General features: G+C 64.8%; 17 protein-coding genes. 10 read left to right on the forward strand and 7 right to left on the reverse strand.

Annotation, left to right across the window (positions count from 1 at the left end):
- Positions 1 to 118: 118 nt before the first annotated feature.
- Positions 119 to 853, reverse strand: a complete 735-nt coding sequence (locus tag KZX45_RS08235; protein WP_248257249.1) for a hypothetical protein — start codon at positions 851 to 853, stop codon at positions 119 to 121.
- A gap of 249 nt (positions 854 to 1,102) precedes the next feature.
- Between KZX45_RS08235 and KZX45_RS08240 the strand changes: the two genes are divergently transcribed.
- Entirely contained in the window at positions 1,103 to 1,282 is a 180-nt protein-coding gene (locus KZX45_RS08240) for a transposase (protein WP_374112574.1), read from the forward strand.
- Between the two features lie 595 nt (positions 1,283 to 1,877).
- On the opposite strand, the gene KZX45_RS08245 is transcribed toward KZX45_RS08240, so the two are convergent.
- Positions 1,878 to 3,047, reverse strand: a complete 1,170-nt coding sequence (locus KZX45_RS08245; protein ID WP_248257250.1) for an ATP/GTP-binding protein — start codon at positions 3,045 to 3,047, stop codon at positions 1,878 to 1,880.
- Positions 3,048 to 3,244: 197 nt separating this feature from the next.
- Between KZX45_RS08245 and KZX45_RS08250 the strand changes: the two genes are divergently transcribed.
- Positions 3,245 to 4,009, forward strand: a complete 765-nt coding sequence (locus KZX45_RS08250; RefSeq protein ID WP_248257251.1) for a hypothetical protein — start codon at positions 3,245 to 3,247, stop codon at positions 4,007 to 4,009.
- Between the two features lie 323 nt (positions 4,010 to 4,332).
- Positions 4,333 to 4,935, forward strand: a complete 603-nt coding sequence (locus KZX45_RS08255; RefSeq protein WP_248257252.1) for a GIY-YIG nuclease family protein — start codon at positions 4,333 to 4,335, stop codon at positions 4,933 to 4,935.
- A 156-nt stretch (positions 4,936 to 5,091) separates the two neighbouring features.
- On the opposite strand, the gene KZX45_RS08260 is transcribed toward KZX45_RS08255, so the two are convergent.
- Positions 5,092 to 5,832, reverse strand: a complete 741-nt coding sequence (locus KZX45_RS08260) for a TIGR02391 family protein (protein ID WP_248257253.1) — start codon at positions 5,830 to 5,832, stop codon at positions 5,092 to 5,094.
- Between the two features lie 455 nt (positions 5,833 to 6,287).
- Here KZX45_RS08260 and KZX45_RS08265 point away from each other — a divergent pair, with 455 nt between their 5' ends.
- Both KZX45_RS08265 and KZX45_RS08270 read left to right on the forward strand, forming a co-directional pair.
- A complete protein-coding gene (locus tag KZX45_RS08265; RefSeq protein WP_248257254.1) occupies positions 6,288 to 7,856 on the forward strand; it encodes an AAA family ATPase in 1,569 nt (522 codons plus the stop codon).
- 237 nt (positions 7,857 to 8,093) lie between these two features.
- Positions 8,094 to 8,696: a recombinase family protein gene (locus KZX45_RS08270; RefSeq protein WP_248257255.1), complete on the forward strand. Its 603-nt coding sequence runs from the start codon at positions 8,094 to 8,096 to the stop codon at positions 8,694 to 8,696.
- Between the two features lie 480 nt (positions 8,697 to 9,176).
- Here the strand turns inward: KZX45_RS08270 and KZX45_RS08275 are convergent, their stop codons facing one another.
- A complete protein-coding gene (locus tag KZX45_RS08275; RefSeq protein WP_248257256.1) occupies positions 9,177 to 9,890 on the reverse strand; it encodes an IclR family transcriptional regulator in 714 nt (237 codons plus the stop codon).
- A 294-nt stretch (positions 9,891 to 10,184) separates the two neighbouring features.
- On the opposite strand from KZX45_RS08275, the gene KZX45_RS08280 reads away from it, so the two are divergent.
- Genes KZX45_RS08280 through KZX45_RS08300 form a run of 5 tightly spaced genes read left to right on the forward strand, consistent with a single transcriptional unit; the run spans position 10,185 to position 17,543 of the window.
- Positions 10,185 to 11,171 (forward strand): amidohydrolase family protein, encoded by a 987-nt coding sequence (locus KZX45_RS08280; RefSeq protein ID WP_248257257.1) that lies wholly within the window; start codon positions 10,185 to 10,187, stop codon positions 11,169 to 11,171.
- Between the two features lie 52 nt (positions 11,172 to 11,223).
- A complete protein-coding gene (locus tag KZX45_RS08285) occupies positions 11,224 to 12,705 on the forward strand; it encodes an aldehyde dehydrogenase (protein ID WP_248257258.1) in 1,482 nt (493 codons plus the stop codon).
- Entirely contained in the window at positions 12,702 to 14,381 is a 1,680-nt protein-coding gene (locus tag KZX45_RS08290) for a thiamine pyrophosphate-binding protein (protein ID WP_248257259.1), read from the forward strand. The genes KZX45_RS08285 and KZX45_RS08290 overlap by 4 nt, the downstream gene beginning before the upstream one ends.
- Before the next feature lie 34 nt (positions 14,382 to 14,415).
- Positions 14,416 to 16,488, forward strand: a complete 2,073-nt coding sequence (locus KZX45_RS08295) for a TRAP transporter permease (RefSeq protein ID WP_248257260.1) — start codon at positions 14,416 to 14,418, stop codon at positions 16,486 to 16,488.
- Positions 16,489 to 16,532: 44 nt separating this feature from the next.
- On the forward strand, positions 16,533 to 17,543 hold the full coding sequence (locus tag KZX45_RS08300; RefSeq protein ID WP_248257261.1) for a TAXI family TRAP transporter solute-binding subunit: 1,011 nt from the start codon (positions 16,533 to 16,535) through the stop codon (positions 17,541 to 17,543).
- Between the two features lie 1,040 nt (positions 17,544 to 18,583).
- On the opposite strand, the gene KZX45_RS08305 is transcribed toward KZX45_RS08300, so the two are convergent.
- From KZX45_RS08305 to KZX45_RS08315, 3 genes are all read right to left on the reverse strand, one after another.
- The gene (locus tag KZX45_RS08305) at positions 18,584 to 19,876 is read right to left on the reverse strand and encodes an NAD(P)/FAD-dependent oxidoreductase (RefSeq protein WP_248257262.1); all 1,293 of its coding nucleotides are present in this window, start codon (positions 19,874 to 19,876) and stop codon (positions 18,584 to 18,586) included.
- A gap of 10 nt (positions 19,877 to 19,886) precedes the next feature.
- The gene (locus KZX45_RS08310) at positions 19,887 to 20,213 is read right to left on the reverse strand and encodes a 2Fe-2S iron-sulfur cluster-binding protein (RefSeq protein WP_248257263.1); all 327 of its coding nucleotides are present in this window, start codon (positions 20,211 to 20,213) and stop codon (positions 19,887 to 19,889) included.
- A gap of 70 nt (positions 20,214 to 20,283) precedes the next feature.
- Positions 20,284 to 21,474: a cytochrome P450 gene (locus KZX45_RS08315; protein WP_248257264.1), complete on the reverse strand. Its 1,191-nt coding sequence runs from the start codon at positions 21,472 to 21,474 to the stop codon at positions 20,284 to 20,286.
- Positions 21,475 to 21,561 lie beyond the last annotated feature (87 nt).

Genomic DNA, 21,561 nt, shown 5'->3' on the forward strand with positions numbered 1-21,561 from the left:
GGGCACGATGTCTGCGTCAGTCAGGTGCACCGATCGAGCCGGCGTGGTCCTGCGTGCCATCACCATCTGGGGGGAAGGCATTACGCGGGCCGCGCTGACGGTGTCGGCGTCATCGGCGTCATGGCTCCCGGGTCGTGGTCTCACTGCCGGTGCCGAGGCCGACGAAGGTCGCGGTCTTGCCCTCGAGGGTGATCACGATGTCGACCTCACCCGCGAGCTCGCTGCGTCGCTCGGTAAGACCGAGAGCGTCGAGTGGGGCGCCGACTATCTCCACCGAAGGCTCGGAGCACTGCTCGGGGTCGGAGTCCTCGACCGAGTCGCACAGGAAGGGGACGTCGTCCTCGGTGACCAGGACTGCCTGTACACGCGCCTGCTCGCCCGGTTCGACGCTGGCGAGGGCCTCTCTGATGGAGGTCGGCTCCAGCACGGCGGAGCTGCTGGAGGTGGGCTCGTCAGCGGCCGACGCGTCCTCGACGAAGTCCACCACCCTCTCTTCGACAAACTTAACGACCACGTCAACGTTTCCCTCGAGGGCTCCAGTGTCGCCCTGCTCCACCAGGTCCAACTCGTCCAGCGGGACGCCCTGCACGACGAGGGAGTCCAGTTCTCCGCAGTACGACGGGATCGAGTCCCCGGCTGGCCGGTCGCACAGCCGTGCCTCATCGCGCCAGAAGAACAAGAACGACTGGATCCTTACGACGTCACCCGGTTCGGCGTCTTTCAGCGCTTCATCAACGGTTCGTGCCCCTTGGCCGTCAGTCCGGGGGCGCTCGGCCGTTGAGCTTGAGCATCCCGCCACCAGGAGGAACGCCGCCACTGACGCGACGGCTGTTGCCGCGCGGAACCGACTCATAAGTGGCGCCCCATTGCAGATCACGACCCACTTCCTACCGCGACTGTACCGTGCACCTCGCGCACGGAGAGCCCGATGAGTCGACCGCCCGCCGCCACCACTCCGCCAGCACCGCTACGGCCATCGAACGCGCAGAGAGGGAGAACGCACCCGGGCTAGGGACACGCACCCGACCCAGATTCCAGCAGCCAGCCAATTAAGGGACACGCCCTAGGGCGTGTCTCCTAAACGGGTCGCGTACGGCTTGGAATGCTCGGGTTCGTGTCGCGTACCGCTGTTCTCAGTGATGCAGAGTGGGCGTTAATCGAGCCGCTGATGCCGTCCACGCGGGGAAGGCGTGGTAGGCCCTTCCGGAACCACCGGATGGTGGTCGAGGGCATCATCTACCGCTACCGAACAGGGATCCCTCAGCGGAACATGCGCCGCTAGACGGCATGAGTGGGCGCCGGTGCGGCGCGACCGCAGCAATTTGGACTATGCCAGATGCGGTCGTTCCGTGGAGTGCGCCCAGGGGATGCCTGCTTCCTTGGAGGGAACCCCATCCACCACGTCCCCGCACCGGCGAGAAGGCCCGCGGCCAGCCACCACTTCGATCTCGTTCGAGTTCCGGGTCTAGCACGCTACGCGTGCGGATCCTTAGTGCGTGTGGCGTCGGGGTGTTCCGGCGCCGGCCGTCGGAGATCGATGTCGCCTGGTGAGGGTGGCCGCGATTGGTCCCACACGCGAGCGAAGGCGTCGGCGAGCTGTGGCCAGACGAGACGCTCGCCGTCGTGGACAGAGTGGATCTGATCTGCGAGCGGAGGCTGTACAACGATGTCATGGGGGATGACGCGGCCCGCCTCGTCGCGGCGCCCCAGTGGATCGGGGAAGCGCAGTGCCACGTCCGTGCCGACGCGCCGGCACAGTGCCCTTTCGCCTTCAGCGCCCCCGAATGCGCGTTCGTAAACGGGAAGAGGGTCGGGGTAACCCCCGTCGAGGAGGAACCGAAACCCCCAGGAGCGTCCGCGCGTAGCCCAGACGACTCTCACTTGAGGCTCTTGACGAGGAGGTTATCCCGTACCCCCTGGTCCAGGTCTAGCTTGAACTGCGTCAATGTCGCCCTGAGGTTGTCGCCAGTTACTCGTGCCTCAGCGTTGATGTTCCTGATCTGCGTCTCGCTAAGCTTGAGCAACGCGGCCAACGTTGGCCGCCCGATCCTGGCCAGAAGAGGGCCGACCTTCGGAACTTTCTTCAAGAACTCGTCGATGCCCTTCGCGCGCATGATTAGGGCAGCGAAGACGTCGGCGTTGTCCGCAAGCTTGTCTAGCCACCTGACGGGGATCTCGAACCGCTCGGCCCACCGGGCGAGTCTCTCCAGCGGAAGAAGACACGCCACGGGCAGAAGGAGGCCGAGGCCCACCCGCTCGGTCACTTCGATCCTGCCCGGCTCGAACTTCGCCGACGAGAGCAGCATGAAGTCCTCGCCGATCGATAGCGCTTGGGGAATCTGCACCATCCCCGTGAGCACGTCCTGCAGTGAAGCGAGCTCGCCCGCAGCCTTCTCGATGACGAGGTCTTGGAACCCGTGGACGTCGAACTCTGGGTGAAGGTCGGCTTTCGAAAGGGCCATGATCCAGATGCGGGGGAAACGCACCAGCGGCTCGCCGTCGTCGAGGAGCTCGGTCTTGAGTCGCAGGAGGCCGTCCCTGAGGCCCCAGATGAGCGACTTGAAGTACTTCTCTTCTTCACCCGCGTGGTCGCGGAGTTTCTGTCCGTCGACAAGAACGAGCGCGACGTCCGAACGAAGGAGCAGTCGGAACGTGTCGACGCGGCGACGCGCCTCCTCTTCGCTGCTTGGTTCTTCCTCGAACCACTCGCCGGGATAGTCGTGCCAGACAAGCCGCAGCGCGTCGAAGAGCCTCCCGTTGGCGGTCTTGTCGTCGCCTTGGTTCTTCATCTTGAGCGTGAAGCGGTAGGGCGTCGCCGCGAAGCGGGTGGTCTCGGGCACCCGCGCGTTGTTCTTCATGCCCAGGTAGTTCTGGCGGAGGCGGTTACCCTGGCCGGTGTCGTCGGAGATGACGTGAAACAGGCTCTCCTTCAGGAACGCCTGCTCCTGCGCCGCACCGTAGAACGAGGAGACCAGCACGGTCTTCCCGCTGCCACTCCCGCCGAACACCGCGATGTGCTGTTCCCGGACCCTGATTATTGCTGACACGCGGTGACAGTAGCAGTCAAGAATCGGCCACGTTCCTGCTTGCGGATCCTCCGCCGGACGGCGGTGTTCTGTTGGGTGCGGCGTCGAGTGCAGCAGCAATAGGTCTCATGCTCCTCCTGGACCTGCTGAGTGGCCCAGACTCCTCCTTTCACGCTCACGAGCGAGGCGATGTCGGTGGGTCGTGGGAGGTTTATTGCATGCTGGCTATCTCGATCATTGCTCTCGTCATCTCTGGGTCCGCGTTGCCCTTCACCGTCTGGGCCGCGCGAGCTGCCGCCAAGCAGGCGGAGGCTGCTCGAGTCCAGGCGAGGGCCGCGGAAAGCCAGACAGCGCTCCAACGGGAACAGGTCGCGGCCGCGCGAGAACAGACCGAGCTTCAGCGGCAACTCGCCCAAGAGTCGTCGCAGCCCTACGTGTGGGCGGATATCCAGCCGGACATGCAGCAGGGCACGGTCCTGCACGTCGTCGTCGGCAACAGTGGCCCGACGATGGCGGAGCACATCAGGGTGACATTCGATCCCCCACTACCTGCCGCCCCGCAACAGTCCGACAGAGTCGACCATGTGCAAAAGATTCTCGCCAGCGGCCTTCGGTCACTCGCACCCGGACGCATTCTTCGCTGGACGCTTGGAGCGGGCTACGAACTCTTAGCCAGTGAGGATTCTAAAGTGCGGACGGTACGCGTCGATGCCAGCGGACCCCACGGAGCGGTCCCTGCCACGGAGATCGAGATCGACATCTCGCAGTGGCGTCAGGCGCGCGACGCGCCAGACGGCTCACTCCATCACGTACGTGGGGCCATCAAGGACCTGACCAAGGTCGTCGGCAGCGTCGACAGGACACTCAAGCAGGCGGCGCTGCGATCCCAGGCCTCAGAGCAGCCCGAGTCGATTGAACTCGATGAGTTCGACGCCCCCTTCACGCGACGTCGTCAGATCGTTTCGCAGCAGGACGCGGACTAGGCGCTCGTCAGTGCCACTGGAAGCCTTCGTTAGCAGGAGGAAGGCACCAATATCGATAACCAAGCGGAGTTTGCCGCCCGAAATGGCAGGGAAGTCGGCGAGGAGGAAGCCGTGAAGTTGAGCGGCCATGATCCTGGCACTCAGGTTTGCGCGGCGCTCGTGATGATCGTCGACACGAGGTACTACTCATGCCGAATCCCGCCGCCGAGCGCGGTGGGGGATCCTGATTGGAGAGACGAAGTCCGTGTATCCGCACACGTCCGTCGCAACGGAAAGGGCGTGCAGTGCGCTTTCTCGAATGCCGTCCTGGGACAAGATGGGGCATGACCAGTGACGCGGTGATCGCCGAAGCGCTCGAATCGTTGGCCGGCATGAGGCTTGCACACAGGGACGCGGTCCAGCTCGTACCGAAGCACCCCGGGCTCTATGCGTTCTATGGCGACGACCGCACGTGGTCGGACCTCGGACTGAGTCGCGCCCATGACGGCCAGCCTCTGTACGTCGGCAAGGCGGAGAGAAGTCTGAACGGCCGTGATGTTGGCACTCACTTTGCTGCTGGCAAGACTGGCTCGTCGACCGTCCGACGCAGTCTTGCGGCCCTGCTCGTAGACGAGCTCCGTCTGGTTGCCGTGCCGCGCAACCTGGCCAAGCTTGACGGTAGCGCCAACTTCGGACTCGACGAGGCAAGCGAGGTGCGCTTAAGCGGCTGGATGCAGCAGCGGTTGTCGTTGACCACCTGGAGCAAGCCTGAGGACGCTGTCCTTGACGAAATCGAGACTGCAGTTGTGCGCCGACTACGTCCCCCGCTGAATCTCGACAAGGTCGGGGAGCCCAGGCAGCGACTTCGGGAGGCCAGGAAGCGCATGGCAGACATCGCGAGGGCTGGGCAACCGAGCGATGACCGCGGGGCTGACCCAACGATGTGACTGAGGCGCGCAGGCGGGATATGGAGAAGCCGTCCCGGAGAACGATCGCCCGACGGTGCCTCGCCCTGTCAACGCACGGATACCCACAGCAGCGGCCTTCGAGCGATGCTGCCCTTCCAGTGCTCGATCCGTAGGACCCTCGGGCCCAACGGTCATTCAGCCGCGCCGGACCTCGGATCGATCCACCCACCGTGCGAGAAGGCTGAGAGCGGCCAGCGCCTCAAGGGCCTCGACCTCCATCATTCCGGTATGGCCCGGTGCTTCATGAGCCAGTGGATTGCGGACGGCGCTGAAGAGGCCCTGGCCGTACTGGCTGATGCCGGCGTAGATGGCACGCACAGTCTTCTCGGCAGTGCCCTCGGGTAGCGGGAGCCGCAGTCGCGGGTTGTTCTCATCGGCCGCCTTCTGGCTGAAGAGCTGACCAATCAGATCGCCTTCACCCAGATCGCGTCGACTAACCTTGCCTCGCAATCGGGTGTTGAGGCCCCTGGCGGCTGCGTCGACTGCGTCCTCGTATAAGCCAGCCGTCCAGGCTGGCTTGGCAGAGTCCCAGATCCAGGGGTGGAGACTCGCACCGTCGAGGGTCGGACCTCGGTCTGATAGGTGCTCGTCGAGCTCCCCCTGGGCCTCGAGCACGGCGATGCACCGCTGGGTAGCTTCCCAAATTGCGCGAAATCGATAGCGCTTGTCCTTGTCCTGCTTCTCGTGCCAGTCCGGGGTGTACTTGTCGAGGATCTTTTCGATCACAGCGCTTTGCTTGAGCACCTGGTCCTGCGGGGCGGTGGTCTTGTACGAGTGGAACCCAGCCGTGCCCGGCGGACTGGGCACGAAGATGGGCTTGGCGTCGATCTCGAACTTCCGCAGGTGGTCGAGCGCCCACTCGATGTTCTTGTTCACGTACTCGAGGGTGGCATATCCGCACACGGTCATCGGCAAGCGGAAGACTCGAGTTGTGCGGCGTGGCGGGCCCCGGCCGCACGTCGAGCCTGCCGCACGACGAACGAGCGCCGGGATGGATGTACTGGATCATGGACATGTCCCTGGACTTGCTTCTGGGCAATGCTCGCGCCTGTGCTGCGATCCGCGACGAGGAAAAGGTATAGAGCAAACACGATCAGTGGCATGCGCGGGCGTGTTGCGGGACCCGCCGACGAACCGAATGCCGATCCTTCAAAGCCACGGCTCCGGACCCGCAGCGCGCGCGGGTACGCCAGGAACGAGTACAGGGGAACCCTCTCGGTCGAGCACAAGAACTGGCTCAGGCCCCACACGCCGTCCAATCCGCCAAGCGCCGGAAGACTGCGGGGAATGGCTAGGCGTTCGACACTACCGCAATAGGGTTGAATGGTGACATGGCCGGGACCTTGACCCTCAGCACCTTGCAGCTCCGTACCGGAACGACAGTAGAACTGCCGCCCACCGGCGTTCTCTGCATTGTGGGCGGAAATAATGTGGGCAAGTCGCGCTTGCTCGCTGATATCGGGATGCATCTTACCTCGAGGGACGCCCGCAGCACGCTGGTGCTGGAGAACTTGGAGTACGCCTTCGATGAGGTACCTTCGGACGTTGAGGAATGGCTTCGAAGGCATGCGGTGGTGCACGGTCAACCTGGTGAGGTTCGCCAATACTCGCCCCCGGGCGGCGGCAGCCTCCACGACGCCGCGAACTATGAAATGTTCTTTCGCAATCTGAAAGACTTTTCCTATCTTCTCAGCCCAATGATGTTCAGAGCCATAGACGCATCCGACCGGGCACAGATCGCAACGTCGAGCATGCCAGTTGGCCAGAATGTTGCCCATCCGCTGATCGAGTTGTTTCGTGATGGCGATCTCGAAGAGCGACTCTCGGACATATGCCAACGGACGTTCGGGTTTCCGTTAACTCTCGACCGGGTAAATGGCGAGGTCCTGCTTCGCGTGGGCACTCCGAGCGTGCCGTCGCCGCCACTACAGCATCCCACCCGGGAGTACTCCGATTCCGTTCTCGACCTACCGGCATTACGGGATCAGGGCGACGGCGTTAAAAACTACCTTGGCATGGTGCTGCACATGATGACAGGCACTGAATCTATTACAGTGCTTGATGAGCCGGAGGCCTTTCTCCACCCCGCGCAGGCGCGTGCACTAGGGCGTCATCTCGGAGAGGAAGTAGTAGCGAGGGAGCGACAGCTACTTACCGCGACTCACGACCGCGACTTCGTCTTAGGACTTCTCCAGACAGATTGCCCGGTCATGTTCCTCAGGCTGAACCGCACCGGTGGACTAAGCAGCGCTACAACCTTAGCCCCGGAGAACGTTAAGGCTATCTGGGACAGGCCCGTGCTCAGATACTCGAATATCTTGCAGGGGTTGTTCCATCGCGTGGTGGTGGTCTGCGAAGGGGATGCCGACTGCAGATGGTATTCGGCTGTGCTTGATGTCATGGGCAGGAGTGCAGTGGTTCCGAGCGAGGAAGTGCTTTTCGTTCCCGCAGGCGGGAAGGGACAGGTCCGGAGCAGCCTCGAAGCATTGGGGTCACTCGACGTCACATCGTTCGCGATACTTGACTTCGACGGGATTCTTGACCCCGACTACGTGGTTTCGTTGCTGCGCTCCTTGGGAGGTGATCACGAGGAAGGCGGAAGGCTAGCTCGTGCCATTTCTTCGCAACTCACCTCTTCAGAGCAGCGGAGGTGGGCAAAAGAGAGTGGTCTCGCAGGACTGCCGCCGGGGACGGTAACCGAGATGGCGCACAGGCTAATAGACGTTATGCGAGCAAGTGGTGTACTTATCGTACCGATCGGCGAGTTGGAGTCGTTCGACCGAACGATTGGTGGTCATGGTCCGACTTGGGTCACGGCCGCATTGAGTGCAGAGAAACACCAAGAAAGCGCCGCCTCTAGCGATTTGCTCCGACCGGTTCTCTCTTGCCTGGAGGTTTAGGTCCTTTCTAGCGACCGGCGGCCGATGTCTCAACGTGCCTCTGTCGGCCCACTCCTCGTGTGGAGGGAGCAGGAAGAGGTTGACGCCATGAGCGTTGACCGTCCCGTAAGCCGAACCGCCACCGGGACTGAGTCCAGCATCGGGCCCGGCCTCTATATCTGCGTGGCGGGGATGGTCCCGTGAGGCCCGCCCGCGAAAATGCCCGGTGAAGGGGCGCTATCCGGTGACACTGAAGGGATGAGTGCGCTCAAGATCGGCTACGCCCGCGTCTCTACCAACGAACAAGACCTCACGGCCCAGCGCAACGGGCTGGAAGTCCTCGGCGTGTCGGCCGATCGCATCTACGTAGACCATGGCCTGACCGGCACCACGCGCGCTCGTCCTGGTCTGCGCGAGGCCCTGGCTGCTTGCCGGTCCGGCAACACCCTCGTCGTGACCAAGCTCGATCGGCTTGCCCGCTCAGTCCCTGACGCGCGTGACATCATTGCCGAGCTGACCGCCGGCGGCGTCCACCTACAACTCGGCGGCTCCGTTCACGACCCCACCGATCCCGTCGGCCGGCTGCTGTTCAACGTGCTCGCCATGGTGGCCGAGTTCGAGGCCGACCTAATCCGTGCCCGCACCCGCGAGGGGATGGCCGTCGCGAAGGCGAAGGGCCGGCTGCGAGGCAAGAAACCCAAGCTCACGCCTCGCCAGGAAGCACACCTGGTTTCCTTGGCGCGTGCCGGCGAGCACACCACGCTCGAACTGGCTGAGCTTTTCAACGTCGGCCGCTCCACCGTCTACAGGGCCATCCAGCGAGCTGGCGGGCTTCATCTGACTGCGGTCACTGAGGGGTGACCCGAACAGGTTCTCGTCGGCGCAGACACCCGCGCGTACCGATCCGCTGCCCGACGTGTTGCGCCATGCTCAGACCCTTGGACATACCTGTCGCAAACGCCCGGATGAGGGCTCGGTGCAACAGCGGAAACGCTGGGACTCAGGCCGTCGCATTCGGGTGCACCCCGACGCAACACCAGACAGTCTGTGACTTTCACGGAGTTTCGGAAGGTCGGTGAGCTGAGCGCACCGCGCCACAAGGCGCCTCTACGGCCGCCGGAGAGACAGAGAACTCAACCCGCCGCAGGACCGTCGTCGATTTGTTGCGGGCACAGCATCGCAGATCCACAGGCTCACGTGGCCGGGGGAGATTCGACTGTGCGCTTCGCGACCAGGTGTGGGGTGAGCCCGTGTGCCTGGCCGCTGGCTCGTCTGTATGGATTTAGTTCGGCGGCAACCCGCTACAGGGTGGGGCTCGGCCCTTGCACCACCCTCTCGCTGTCAGTCTGACGTGTTGAGGCGGATCTTCTCCGCGGCCCGCCAAGCCCTCTCTGCGACATGCCTGACCTCATGCATCTCCAGCGACGGCTTTGGAAATATGACCGTCACACACGCTGCTTCATGCGACGATCCGAGGTCGAGAGGTACAGAAACCGCGGCGGTCTGGTAATCGACCACCTCATGACTGTAGGCGTACCGGACCCTGCGAGCCTGGATGGCGTCGGCATCGCCTTCAGGCAAGTCGCGCTGCATGGAGCGCAAAATAGCTCCCGACGCTCCGAGGTTGATCGGATGCCGCAATCCTTCTCGGTAGCGAACGGCAACTCTTACATCCGCAGCCTCGGCCGACATGGCGCAGACGACTTCGTCCGCCTCTCGAACCCCCAAGAATGCCGTGGCTCCGGTCTCTTGCGCCAGATCTTGGAGGATTGGGAGTGCCGCCTCGCGAAGTTCCTTCAGCGCGCTCCGGGCGAGCGTAAGAAGGCGCAAGCTGATCGTGTACCTGCCGCTTGACTCGTGGGGGTCGAGGAGCTTGTGACGGCTCAGGGTTCGCAGTAGCCGATAGGTGACAGCACGGCTGACGCCGATCGATGAAGCAATCTGTTGAGCCGACAGCGGGCGACCAGCCTGGGCGAGCAACTCAATGATCTGGAGGCCGCGGCTGAGGGTAAGAGAAATTGAGGTGTCCGGCTTCGCCACTTCATGGTGATTCACCGTTTAGCCGGCCTCCCTAGTCTTCCAACTCGCCGCGCCAGGTGGTGTTGCCGACGTTCGCCAGCAGACCTTGAAGTCACAGGTCCTTCTCCCTCTTCCCCTCGAACGTGATCCTAGGATAGTGTTCTAACTATCGAACCGCTGTTACAACTATCGTAACACCTGCAGAGAGGCAGGACTCGATGAGTACCGACGTGCCGAAGAGATGGCCGCGCGGCTACCGCTGAGCGGTCCCAAAGCCCAAGGAGCCGACGTGACACGGCGTTGGTGATTCCCCGACCGAGAGGATTTTGCATGTCTGTCGTTGACATCCACACGCACATGGTGAACCAAGAGTGGCTCGACATGCTGTTGGAGCACAGCGCCGGGAAATACACCGTAGGAGAGGTGCCAGGTGGCGACCAGGCTGTATACAAGGGCGGCACTGCCTTTATGACCCTCACTCCGGGAATGTTCGATTACGAAGGTCGAATCCGCGCCATGGACGCCGCCGGCGTCGACGTCTCCGTGATCTCCCTGACCTGTCCAAATGTGTTCTGGGGTGGCCAGGAAATCAGCGAGAGGGCTGCCCGACTTGTCAACGACGACATGGCCCAAGCCCAGGGCGCCTATCCCGACCGGGTGCGCTACTTCGCCAGCATTCCCTGGCAATATCCAGAGCGTGCCGTGGCAGAACTGGAGCGCGCCTGCGGCCAGGGGGCGGTTGGTGTCATGGTTCTGGCCAATATCGATGGGGCGTCGTTGACGGACCCCCGATTCGCGCCGGTATGGGAGGAGATCAACCGCCGTGGGCTGCCGGTGCTGGTGCACCCCGCTTCACCCCCGGGCGTGGAGCAGATGGACATGGATCAGTTCCACCTGGTCTGGAGCGTCGGCTTTACCTTTGACACCACGTTGGCCTTGTCCCGGATGATCATGGACGGCTTTTTCGAGAAGTACACCAATCTCAAGATTATCGGTGGGCACGCCGGGGGCTACCTGCCGTTCGTGATGACGCGGCTGGACCAGGGGTTTCGGTCCTTTGAGTCCTGCCGCGAGAAGATTACGCGGCTGCCGAGCTCCTATCTGAACCAGATCTACGTCGACAGCATTGTCTACGACACCCGCACGCTGAACGCGACCCTGGACATCATGGGGACCGACAACGTGCTTTACGGCACGGACTTCCCGCACAGGAACGGGAAGATGGAGGAGATAACCGAGATTGTCGGGACCCTGCCGGAAAAGCAAAGCTCGAAGATCTTCGGAGCGAACGCCGAGCGCATTTTTAACCTGGTCTGAGCGAGAGCCGAAGGGAGACCGAACGATGTCGTTGACGCGAACCAGCACAGACATGCCTGTCGCCAACGTCCTCATCGGAGGTGTGGTCCTGCCAACGGAGTACATGCCGGTGCGCAACCCGGCCAGGACTGAGGAGGTTGTGGGCCACTGTGCCCTCGGCACCCCGGGTATGGTCCACGAGGCAATCCGACACGCGGAGGCGGCAGCGGCTAACTGGCGCGAACTGGGCTACACCCAGCGCGCCCAGCTGTTGCGCGCGGCCTACCCGCGGTTGCAGGAAACCCTCGCCGACCGGGCAAACCTGCTCACGCGGGAGCAGGGCAAGGTGCTTTGGGAGTCGGTCGCTGATGCCCGAGGGCCGGAGACCATCATCGAGTACTTCGCCGGACTCATTGACGACGGTTACGGGAGAGATGAGCGCACGGACGAGCGAGGCAGGGTGATCGTCCGACGCGTGCCGCGCGGCGTCACGGCGGTCATCGTCCCGTGGAACTACCCGATCTATCTGGCCTGCCAGCACCTGATTCCTGCGCTCATCACGGGCAACACTGTGGTGGTCAAGCCTTCCGAGTATGCCCCGCTGGCCCTGTCCCATACCCTTGCCATCCTCGCTGAAGCGCTCCCGAAAGGTGTGCTCAACGTGGTGCCCGGTGAAGGTCACGTCGCTGGCCGCGCGTTAATTGAGTCCGATGGTGTGAAGAACGTGCTCTTCACCGGCAGTGTGCCGGTCGGCCAGGAAATTCTGCGGGCAAACGCCGAAACTGTGCGGGCCGCCTCTCTGGAGCTCGGCGGCAACGATCCCGCCCTCGTGCTTAGGGACGCCGTCTTCGACGAGAGCACGATGCACGAGATGGTGCGGGGAGTGTTCACGTGCGCCGGGCAGATCTGCTTCAACATCAAGCGGATCTACGTGCCACGCACCCGGATGGCGGAGTTTCTCGAGATGTTCATCGCGGCGGCCGACACAATCGCGGTCGGCGACGGGCTGGACGCGCGCTCCACCATGGGGCCACTGAACAACGCCAACCAGGCAAGCCGGGTTCGCCGCCTGCTCGACGCCGCGCGGGAGGCCGGCGCCACCGTCCAGGCAGTCGGCAGCCAGCTCAACCCCGACAGCTGGGAACGCGGCTACTTCATGCTCCCGCACGTTGTCTCGGATATCGACCACGACCACCCCCTGGTGCAGACCGAGCAATTTGGCCCGGTCGTCCCAGTGCTCCCCTACGACTCCTTGGACGAAGGCATCGCCATGGCCAACGGCACCGAGTACGGCCTGGCGGCCTCGGTGTGGACGGCCGACCCGGAGGCCGGATTGCAGGTGGGGGAGCGGCTGGAAGCCGGCAGCGTCTTCATCAACACCCACCGCCTCGGCGCCTCGGACATGACAATGCCCTTCGGCGGGATGAAGAAGAGTGGCCTCGGCCGCACCCACACCACCATGATCCTGGACGAGTGCACCGAGGCCCAGGCACTGAGTTTCAGAAGCGATGTCTCGGCCTTTCCAGGGCCCGCCCTCGCGGAGCAGGCGCGATGACGCCGGCACGACGGGCGGCCGATGTCCTGGTTGAGGTATTGCAGGACTGGGGCATTGATCGGCTCTTCATCTGCCCTGGCAGTACCGAGGCGGCGGCGCTGGAAGCCCTGTCGGAGGCCGGTATCGCGCTGTACCTGACGACACACGAGTCCGTGACCGTGGCGATGGCCGACGGGTATAGCCGCGCCACCGGTCGCCCGTCGGTGGTGTACCTCCACGCCAACGTCGGGCTCACCAACGGGCTGGCCCACCTGTGGGCCGCCCGTTTGGCCCGCTCGCCCGTAATCGTGCTCAACGGTCTTAAGGCCGCAGGCGTCCAGTCACGCGAAGGTTTCACCACCGCCCCCCATGTCCGGTCCATGGTCCAGGACCATGTGAAGTGGGACTGGGAGACCCTCGAAGCGGACCTGGTCGGGGAAGACCTCAACCGGGCACTCGGCCGAGCGGTACAAGAGCCCGCTGGGCCCACATGGCTCGGACTGCGCCAGGAAGTGATGGAAGCCAAGACGCAGGCCAAGCCGCCCGCAGCCAAGCGGTACACCGGCGCGGCACGCAACCGCCCGGATGAGGCGTCCGTGCGGGCAGCGGCCAGAGCCCTGCGCAGTGCGCAGCACCCACTGCTGGTCGCCGGAACGGACCTGGCACGTCACGGGGCGGGTGAACTCCTGGTCCAGCTTGCCGAGGAGCTCCGTGCCCCGGTGGTGCTGGAAGACCGGCGGAGCTTGGAGCGCGTGAGCTTCCCGACGGGGCACCCGCGCTACGCGGGCCCGTACGATCCCTCAGCGTCAGTGGTGCAGGAGGCCGACACCGTCTTCTTCGCCGGGTGCAATGCCTTCGTGCAGTTCGAGGACGTCGGCCTCCACCAGGTGTCTGACAGCGCAACGATCATCCACAGTCACCCCGACCCGGAGCACCTCAACAGGGTCTACGGCACCGACATCCCCCTGCTCGGCCACCAGGCACTCGCCCTGCAGGACCTGCTCGAGGCCGTCCGGGTCGAAGGCAGCTCGTCAGCTCGCCCGGAGCGGCGCCCTGTCGTCGCCGCACCGGTAGAACCGGCCGAGCTCCGGAAGGCTGCCTTGGCCGAGCCGCAAGGGAATGGTCAGCCGATCAGCCCGGCAGCCGCAGTGGCCACCATCACCGAACTTGTCGCCTCCGACGTCACGATCGTCAATGACTCGACCACGGCCAGCAGCCTGGTGCTACGGATGGCCCCGATCGAGTCGCCCGAGCAGTACCACGGAACTTCTTCCGGCTCATTGGGATGGGGCATGGGGGCCTCCCTCGGCTTCCAGCTGGCCAGTCCCGGCCGAAGAGTGGTGGCAGTCCTGGGCGACGGCGTCTTCCAGTTCGGCATCAACGCCCTATGGACGGCCGCGTACTACGCCATCCCGGTTACGTACGTGGTGCTGAACAACCAGTCCTTCGCAGCCAACGGCGCCGCGATCCAGCGTTACCGCCGTGCAGCGGGACTGGACCCGGACCGGAAACTGCCCGGCGTGGACATCTCCGGTACGGACGTCAGCGCCGCCGCCCGCGCCTTCGGGTTGGAGGCCGTACGCGTCACCGAGCTGTCTGAACTTCGCTCTGCAGTGCAGCGCATGTCCGTAGTTGCCGGACCGTCCTTGGTCGAAGTAATGACCGATCCCGCCGACCTAGGGCCGGCACCCTTCTGATCCGCTGACCCTCTGAGCCAAAGGCGTACTCCAGATGTCGATGTATAAGACCTTGTCAGAGCGCTTCAATCCAAAGCGGAATCGTGCGGGCGACCCGACCACCAGCCACCAGGTCCCCGCCGAAGAGAGCGACCCGGTGGCGCAGAAACACGCCCGCGACAGGGGTGACGGCACGCCACCGTGGTCCGGGCCACGTTGGCTCAACCGCGGCTTCTGGGCAACCGGGATCATGCTCGCGGCTGCGGCCTTCCACCTCTACACCGGCTTCACCGCGCCGCTGCCAAGCATGCAGCAACGTGCTGTGCACCTATCCCTGGGACTCATCGTCGTCTTCCTGCTTTATCCACCGAAGTCCATGGCGGGGGCACGGCCGAACCGTCGAATCGGCGTCGTGGATTTTGTGCTGGTGGTTGCCTCAGCATTTATCGGGGTGGTCATCTACCTGCAGTACAGCGACATCCTCCAGACCATCACTCATGACGACTTCCACGTTGTCCTCGCGTTCATCGCTGCCCTGCTAGTGCTGGAAGGCGCCCGGCGCACCACTGGGCCGGTACTCCCGGCCCTGGCGATCATCGCGATCCTCTACGCGTTGTTCGGCCAGAACCTTGGCGGGCTGTTCCAGCACTCGGGCAGTTCCATCGCTCAGATTGCCGGGAACCTGTTCCTCTCCACCGAAGGCATCCTCGGCCTGGCGATCGGGGTCTCCGCCACCTACGTGGTCCTGTACGTCATCTTCGGATCCCTGCTCCAGCTCTGTGGAGCGGGAGAGTTCATCCTCGAGCAGTCAAAGCTCATGGTCGGGCGCTTCCGCGGCGGCCAGGCCAAGGGCGCCACTATCGCCAGCGGCATGTTCGGCAGCATCTCCGGCAGTCAGGTCGGCAACGTCGCGGCGACGGGTCCCGTAACCATCCCGCTGATGAAGGCCACCGGATTCAGCGCCAAGACGGCCGGCGCCGTGGAGGCCACCGCTTCTACCGGTGGCATGATCATGCCACCGGTCATGGGGGCCACGGCATTCCTCATCGCCGAAATACTGCAAGTGCCCTACGCCGAGATCGCTCTCGCCGCACTTCTCCCGGCACTTCTGTACTACCTGGCCGTGATCTTCACCGTGGACTTCGAGGCGGGCAGGATTGGCCTGAAGGGTGAGCACACCGAGGGGGCCGTTCGTAAGCTCGGAAAGCTCTTCCTGTCCCAGGGCTACCAGCTCATCCCCTTGGCAATCCTGGTGTACCTCCTGATCTTCGCAGGGACGTCCCCGGCCCGGGCGGCCGTCTGGGGCATTGCAGGTGCCGCAGGGATCATCGTCGTCACCGGTCTGGCGACGAAGAACTGGAAAAGCATCTTCCGACTGTTCGCGGCTGGTGCGACCCAGGGCTTCCAAGCCACGTTGATCATCATCATGGCGTGTGGTGCCGCCGGCATCGTGATGGGAATGCTCGGCGTCACCGGGCTCGGCTTCCGGCTGTCCTACATCCTCACGCAACTCGCAGGGGAAAGCGTGCCCCTGCTGCTGGTCCTGACAATGGTCGCCTCGATCATCCTTGGAATGAGCCTCCCCGCCGTGGCGGCCTACCTCATCCTGGCCGTGACCGTGGCACCAGCATTGGCCGACCTCGGTGTGGAACCGGTTGCGGCGCACATGTTCGTCTTCTACTTCGGCGTGCTCTCCGCGATCACGCCACCGGTAGCACTGGCCGCATTCACCGCCGCCGGGATCTCGGGAGCACCACCCCACGCCACGGCGTTCGAGGCGGTTCGCCTCGCTCTCGCGGGATTCCTCATCCCGTATGCGTTTATCTACTCCCCGGGACTGCTGCTCATCGGAGGCCCAAGTGAGATCGCGCAGGCGTTCATTTCCTGCCTGATGGGCATCATCGCGTTGGCGGCAGCGGTGACCGGATACCTGTTTGCCCCGCTGAAGCTGCCATGGCGTGCGCTGTTGTTCGCGGCGGCCGTCGTATTACTGATTCCCGGCACCGTCTCGGACCTCGCCGGAGCGGTACTCCTCGGCGCCACCGCGGCGGTGAGTTGGACGAAACGGCGAAGGAAAGCCTCGGACAGCGTCGAGGAGAAAGTGCCCGCACAACGAGAGCGGGCCTGAACTACACCGCACTGCAGGAACCCAGATCCAATCAAGGAGGCACCATGAGAAGCAAGACACTTGGACAGACCCTCGCAGCTGGAACGGCAATCCTGCTGCTGGCAGCGTGCGGCGGCACCGGCACCGGTGCCGGCGACAGTGCCGACGGCGACAACTACGGCATCGTCCCTATCTACACACCGCGACAGGGAGGCACCGCCTACATCGTCGGCGGAGGCATCGCCAACCTCATCAGCGAGCACGTCGATGGCGCGCAGGCCTCAGTCGAGGCCACCACCGGAACCCTAGAGATGGTTCAGCGGCTCGATGAGCGGATGCAATCCGGGGACCCGGCTTTCACCCTGATGGATACGGCCGGTACCTTGTGGGCCTTCGAGGGGCAAGCACCGTACGAGCAGGAGTACACCGAGCTGCGGGCGCTGACATTCGCAGGCAATTCTGACCTTTACATGGTTACCCGCGCGGACTCCGGGATTGAAAGCTACGCGGATTTGGAGGGTAAGACCATCGGCATCGGCGGGCCCGGCTCACCCACCAACCTCCTGACGGTGGAGGTCCTGGTCGCCCACGGGGTAGAGGAGGGCGAGTACACCGGGGAGTTCCTGGGCTACGAGGACGTCGTGGACGGCCTGTCCAACGGGAGCATCGACGCCGGGGTCCTGGCTGGCTCCCCGCCGGTGTCCGCTTACGCCGAGTTGGCAACGCAGCAGGACGTTCGCATTGTCCCCGTGGACGAGCAGATCGCCGACCAACTGGTGAAGGAGAGGCCGTACTTCTACCGGGGCGTAGTCGAGGCCGGCCAATATCCCGGGGTTGAGGCGGAGATCCCAGTCATGGGCTTTGGGACGAACTTCGTGACACATTCTGAGACGCCGGATGACCTGGTCCGTCAAGTCATGGAAGTTATCTTCGACAACCACGACGCGCTGGTGTCTGTCCACGGCTCCGCCTCAGAGATGACATTGGAGAACGCCAACCGGGCGATCGGCATCCCCTTCCACCCGGCAGCGGAGGAGTACTTGTCCGAGCAAGGCGTCAACGTCGGTGGCCAGTAGCTCGCCGCCGAGTGTAACACCGTTGGTTCGACGTCGAACGTTGACCGACCAGCAGCCACTCGAAGGGCGCCCGGACGGCGCCCTTCGAGTGGTCTTGCAGGGTTACAGTTTGGCTTCACCATTCGGAAGGTCAAAACGCCGACCACATTTGATTCGGCATCGCGACTTGCTGGTAGACAATTCACCCGCTTCTGCCAGAGCCGCCGCCCGCGAGACGCGCGAGTCTGATGGGCGGTGCCGAGGACCTGGAGATTGCGGTCTGCCATTATGTCGACCGCGCCTGAAAAGTGACCCTCGTCGGCGGGGCGGTTTCCGGTCTGGTCGGAACATTCCGGTAATCGTCGGGTGAAGAATGGGCCCGGGGCGGCGTCTGCTGGCGGCCAAGCAGCAGCGCTTCACGGAGTTGCGCGGCCGTGGCATTCGGGCGCGGCGCGGGAGGTGGCGGTGTCGCGAAACCACGGGGAACAGCTGGGCACGCGGGTACAAGTTCTACCGCAAGGACGGCGTCAGGGGGTTCGGCCGCCGCTGGAGCCACTGGCTGTGCGACAGATCAGTCCTAGGTTCTTGCCCCAGGACGCTGGTGCGTGCACCCTTCGCAAGTAGGCATGGGTCTCGAGTTCGAGGCGCACCGGCACGCAACCGCATTGCGGCCCTCGGGCCTGGCTTCGCGGCGGAGCGCCCGCCGGGCGGGGTATTGGCCGACGCAGGGCCCGCCACCATCGCCGGCGCGACGAGCGCATCTACCAGGCCGCTCACCGCTGCGCTCGGGGCGCGACCCCACCGTTGCCCCAACCGCTCGGTCACCGTGCCTGCAGCAGATCAGCCGCCATTATTGATCGTCGCGTGCGCCCACCCCAACCGATCACGCGCGAGCTGCGGCGCAATGCCGGTATGGACCGCTGGGGGAGCCGGCGTCGCCGGGCGTTCCATCCGCGGCATCGCTCAGGCGCTCCACCAGCAGGGATCGGCGCACCCCATCGCCGGGCCCATCAGAAGTTCGACCGGCGACGGCCGCGGTTGGAACAGCCCATGCTCTGCCTTCACCAGCGCACCCTCGGCTGGCTGGCCTGGGCAGCGTGAGGTGAGAGGACGCGCAGAGGCTCATGTAGGGGCAGGGCGAGGTTTTCAGCGTAAACCTTGAGATTGAAAGCCGGGCCGGTCACGTCGTTGGGCGTGAGCGGGCAGTCACCAGCGAGAGCCTTGCGGGCGGCCATATGATCGGCAGGCTTGTTGACCGACTCGACGGCGGTGAGTTGGCCCTGATCGAACGCGAGGACAGAGAACTTGCCGGTTCCGACTTCCCCGCACACCGCGGTCTCGTCACCGGGCCGGGTCAGGCCGGCGATCTGCAGGCGGATCGGGCCCTGCTGGGACCAAAACCAGGGCAGCGCCGCGTAGGGGGCTCGGGAGCCGAGGATCGCGGCGGCTACGTGGCGGGCCTGGTCGGTGGCGTTCTGCACGGACTCCAAACGCACGCGGGTGCTGGCGTGCACGGAAGGGAAGGTGGCGCAGTCGCCCACAGCGTAGACATGGGGGTCACTGGTTCTGAGGTGGGCGTCGACGACGATGCCGTTGTCCACCTGGAGGCCGGCCGCTGCGGCCAGCTCGGTGCGCGGGAGCGCGCCGATGCCAACCAGGACCAGGTCGGCGGGGTAGACCTCCCCGCGGGTGGAGGCCACCGCAAGCACGCGGCCATCGACGCTTTCGAAGCTGTCCACCCCTTCCTCGAGGCGCAGGTCGACGCCCATCCGACGGTGAGCGCTGGCGAGGTACTCCGACATGGCAAGGGACACGGCGCGGCCCAGCACGCGGTTGGCTGTCTCGAGCACCGTCACACCCCGGCCTCGCTTGCGGGCAACGGCGGCCAGTTCGAGGCCGATGAACCCTGCCCCGACCACCACGACCGACTCGGCCCGGTCCAGCGCCCCGCGCAGGACCTGAGCCTCGGTGAGCGTGCGCAGGTGGTGCACGCCGTCCAGGTCCGCCCCGGGCAGGGTCCGGTTAGCAGCCCCGGTCGCCAGTACCAGCGCCTCGTAGTCGAGCACCGACCCGTCTGAAAGGGCCACCGAGCGTGCCGCGAGGTCCAGGCCGGTGGCCGCCAGCCCGGTGCGCAGGTCGATGCCGCAGTCGGCGAAGAACCGATCCCCGCGCAGCGGCAGTGGTTCCCCGGGCCCGCCGGGGCCGAGGTAGTCCTTCGACAACGGCGGGCGCTGGTAGGGCAGCCCCGCCTCCTCGCCCACAACCGTCACCGCACCGGTGTACCCGCCGGCGCGGAGCGAGTCGGCCACCTGCACCCCGGCATGCCCGGCCCCGATCACCACTACCCGGTCCATCGAAAAGCCCTCAGATCTGCCGTGCCGGCACATCGACCTCGATCTCGTCGAGGTGGACGCCCACCTTGATCTGGCAGCCGAGCCGGCTGCGCGCCGCGTCGCGCTCGGCGGCAGTGCACTCGAGCATCTCCTCTTCGTCCTCGCCGACCTCCGGCAAGGCCTCCAGATAGGGCTCCCGGACGTAGACGTGGCAAGTCGCGCACATCGCTTGCCCGCCGCACTCGCCCACGATCCCGGCCACGCCGTTCGTGAGCGCCGCGCGCATCACGCTCGTGCCCGGCTCCACCTCCAAGACCTCTGTGCCGCCACCGTCGTGGAAGTACGTCACCTTCGGCATCACACACGCTCCTTCGTCGGCCGCGACAGGCCGAGGCTATGCGTCCCGGCCCGGGGCCGGCTGGTCAGGGTCAGTCCCACTGGACGGGGAGGCTGAGCATCCCGCGGAAGACCCAGCCGCCGTCGACGGCAGGGTGCTCTCGGTCGAGGCGGAGTTTCGGCAGCTCGGCGAAGAGTCGGGGCATAGCCACGCCGACCACCGAGGCCCGTGCCACCCAGGCGCCTGCGCAGAAGTGGTTGCCGCCGCCGAAGGCGAGGTGCGGTTTGCGGGGGCGGTTGATGTCGTAGGTCTCGGGGCTCTCGAAGACGGCGGGGTCGCGGTTCGCGGCGCCGACGACGACGCCGAGGCGGGCGCCCTTGGGGATGGCGACGCCTTCGAGGACGGTGTCCCGGGTGGCCTCACGTGGGTACATGCTTATGGGCGCAACCCAGCGGATGGACTCCTCGAATGCATCCGACCACCGGTCGCCGTCTTGGACTTGGGCGAGCTGGTCCGGATTCGATAGCAATGCCCACACGGTGGTGCCGAGGGCGTCGCGGGGTTCGTTGAGGCCGCCGCCGATCGTCATCTTGAGGTTGGCGCGGATGGCCTCGAGCGGGATGGACATACTCGAAAGGCGCGAGAGGAGGCTTGCATCTGGCTTCTCGCGGAAGTAGGCGATCATCTCGTCGATCGCCCCATCGACCTCCCGGTAGGATTGTTCTGCCTTCGCCCAGACGTCAGGATCGTCCGCGTAGTTGCCTGTGCCGTCGATAAGCGTTTGCGACCAGCGCTGGAGGTCCGCCTGCGTGGCGTTGTAGAAGCCGATGATGAGGCGGAGGTTTTCCGCGGCGTACGGCGCCGCGAACTCCCGGATGAGGTCGGCGCCCGGCCCCACCTCCTTGAGGCCGGCCAGGTAGGTCGCGGCGTTGCGCCTGAAGACCGCGTCCCAGTGCTGCTTGATGGCCTTAGGCCGCAGCACCCCGCCGTAGGACCGACGCTCGATGTCGTGCTCGGGGTCATCCTTGCGCAGCATGCTGTGCCCCATCGCGCGCTTCATCAGCGAGTTGGTCTCATCGGCGGAGAACGTCTCCTGGTCCTGCTCGACGACGTGGCACGCCTTGTACCCGACGGCCATGTAGCGGTTCACGGCCGGGACCCAGTGCACCGGCGCCTCTGGCCGCAGCCGCTCGTAGATCGGGTACGGGTTGTTGTACAGCTCCGTAATGGTCACCCAGTCGGCCACTGGTACCGGTCGAACGTGCGCTGCCTCTGCGGTCATCTGGCTCTCCTCGTCGATAGCTCCCCGCCACAGGGGCCCGTTCCTGGGCCATGCGACGAGTGTGTCCAGACGGGCTCGTCAGGTAAA

It is taken from the genome of Georgenia sp. EYE_87 (genome assembly GCF_023148685.1).
Classification (GTDB): Bacteria; Actinomycetota; Actinomycetes; order Actinomycetales; family Actinomycetaceae; genus Georgenia.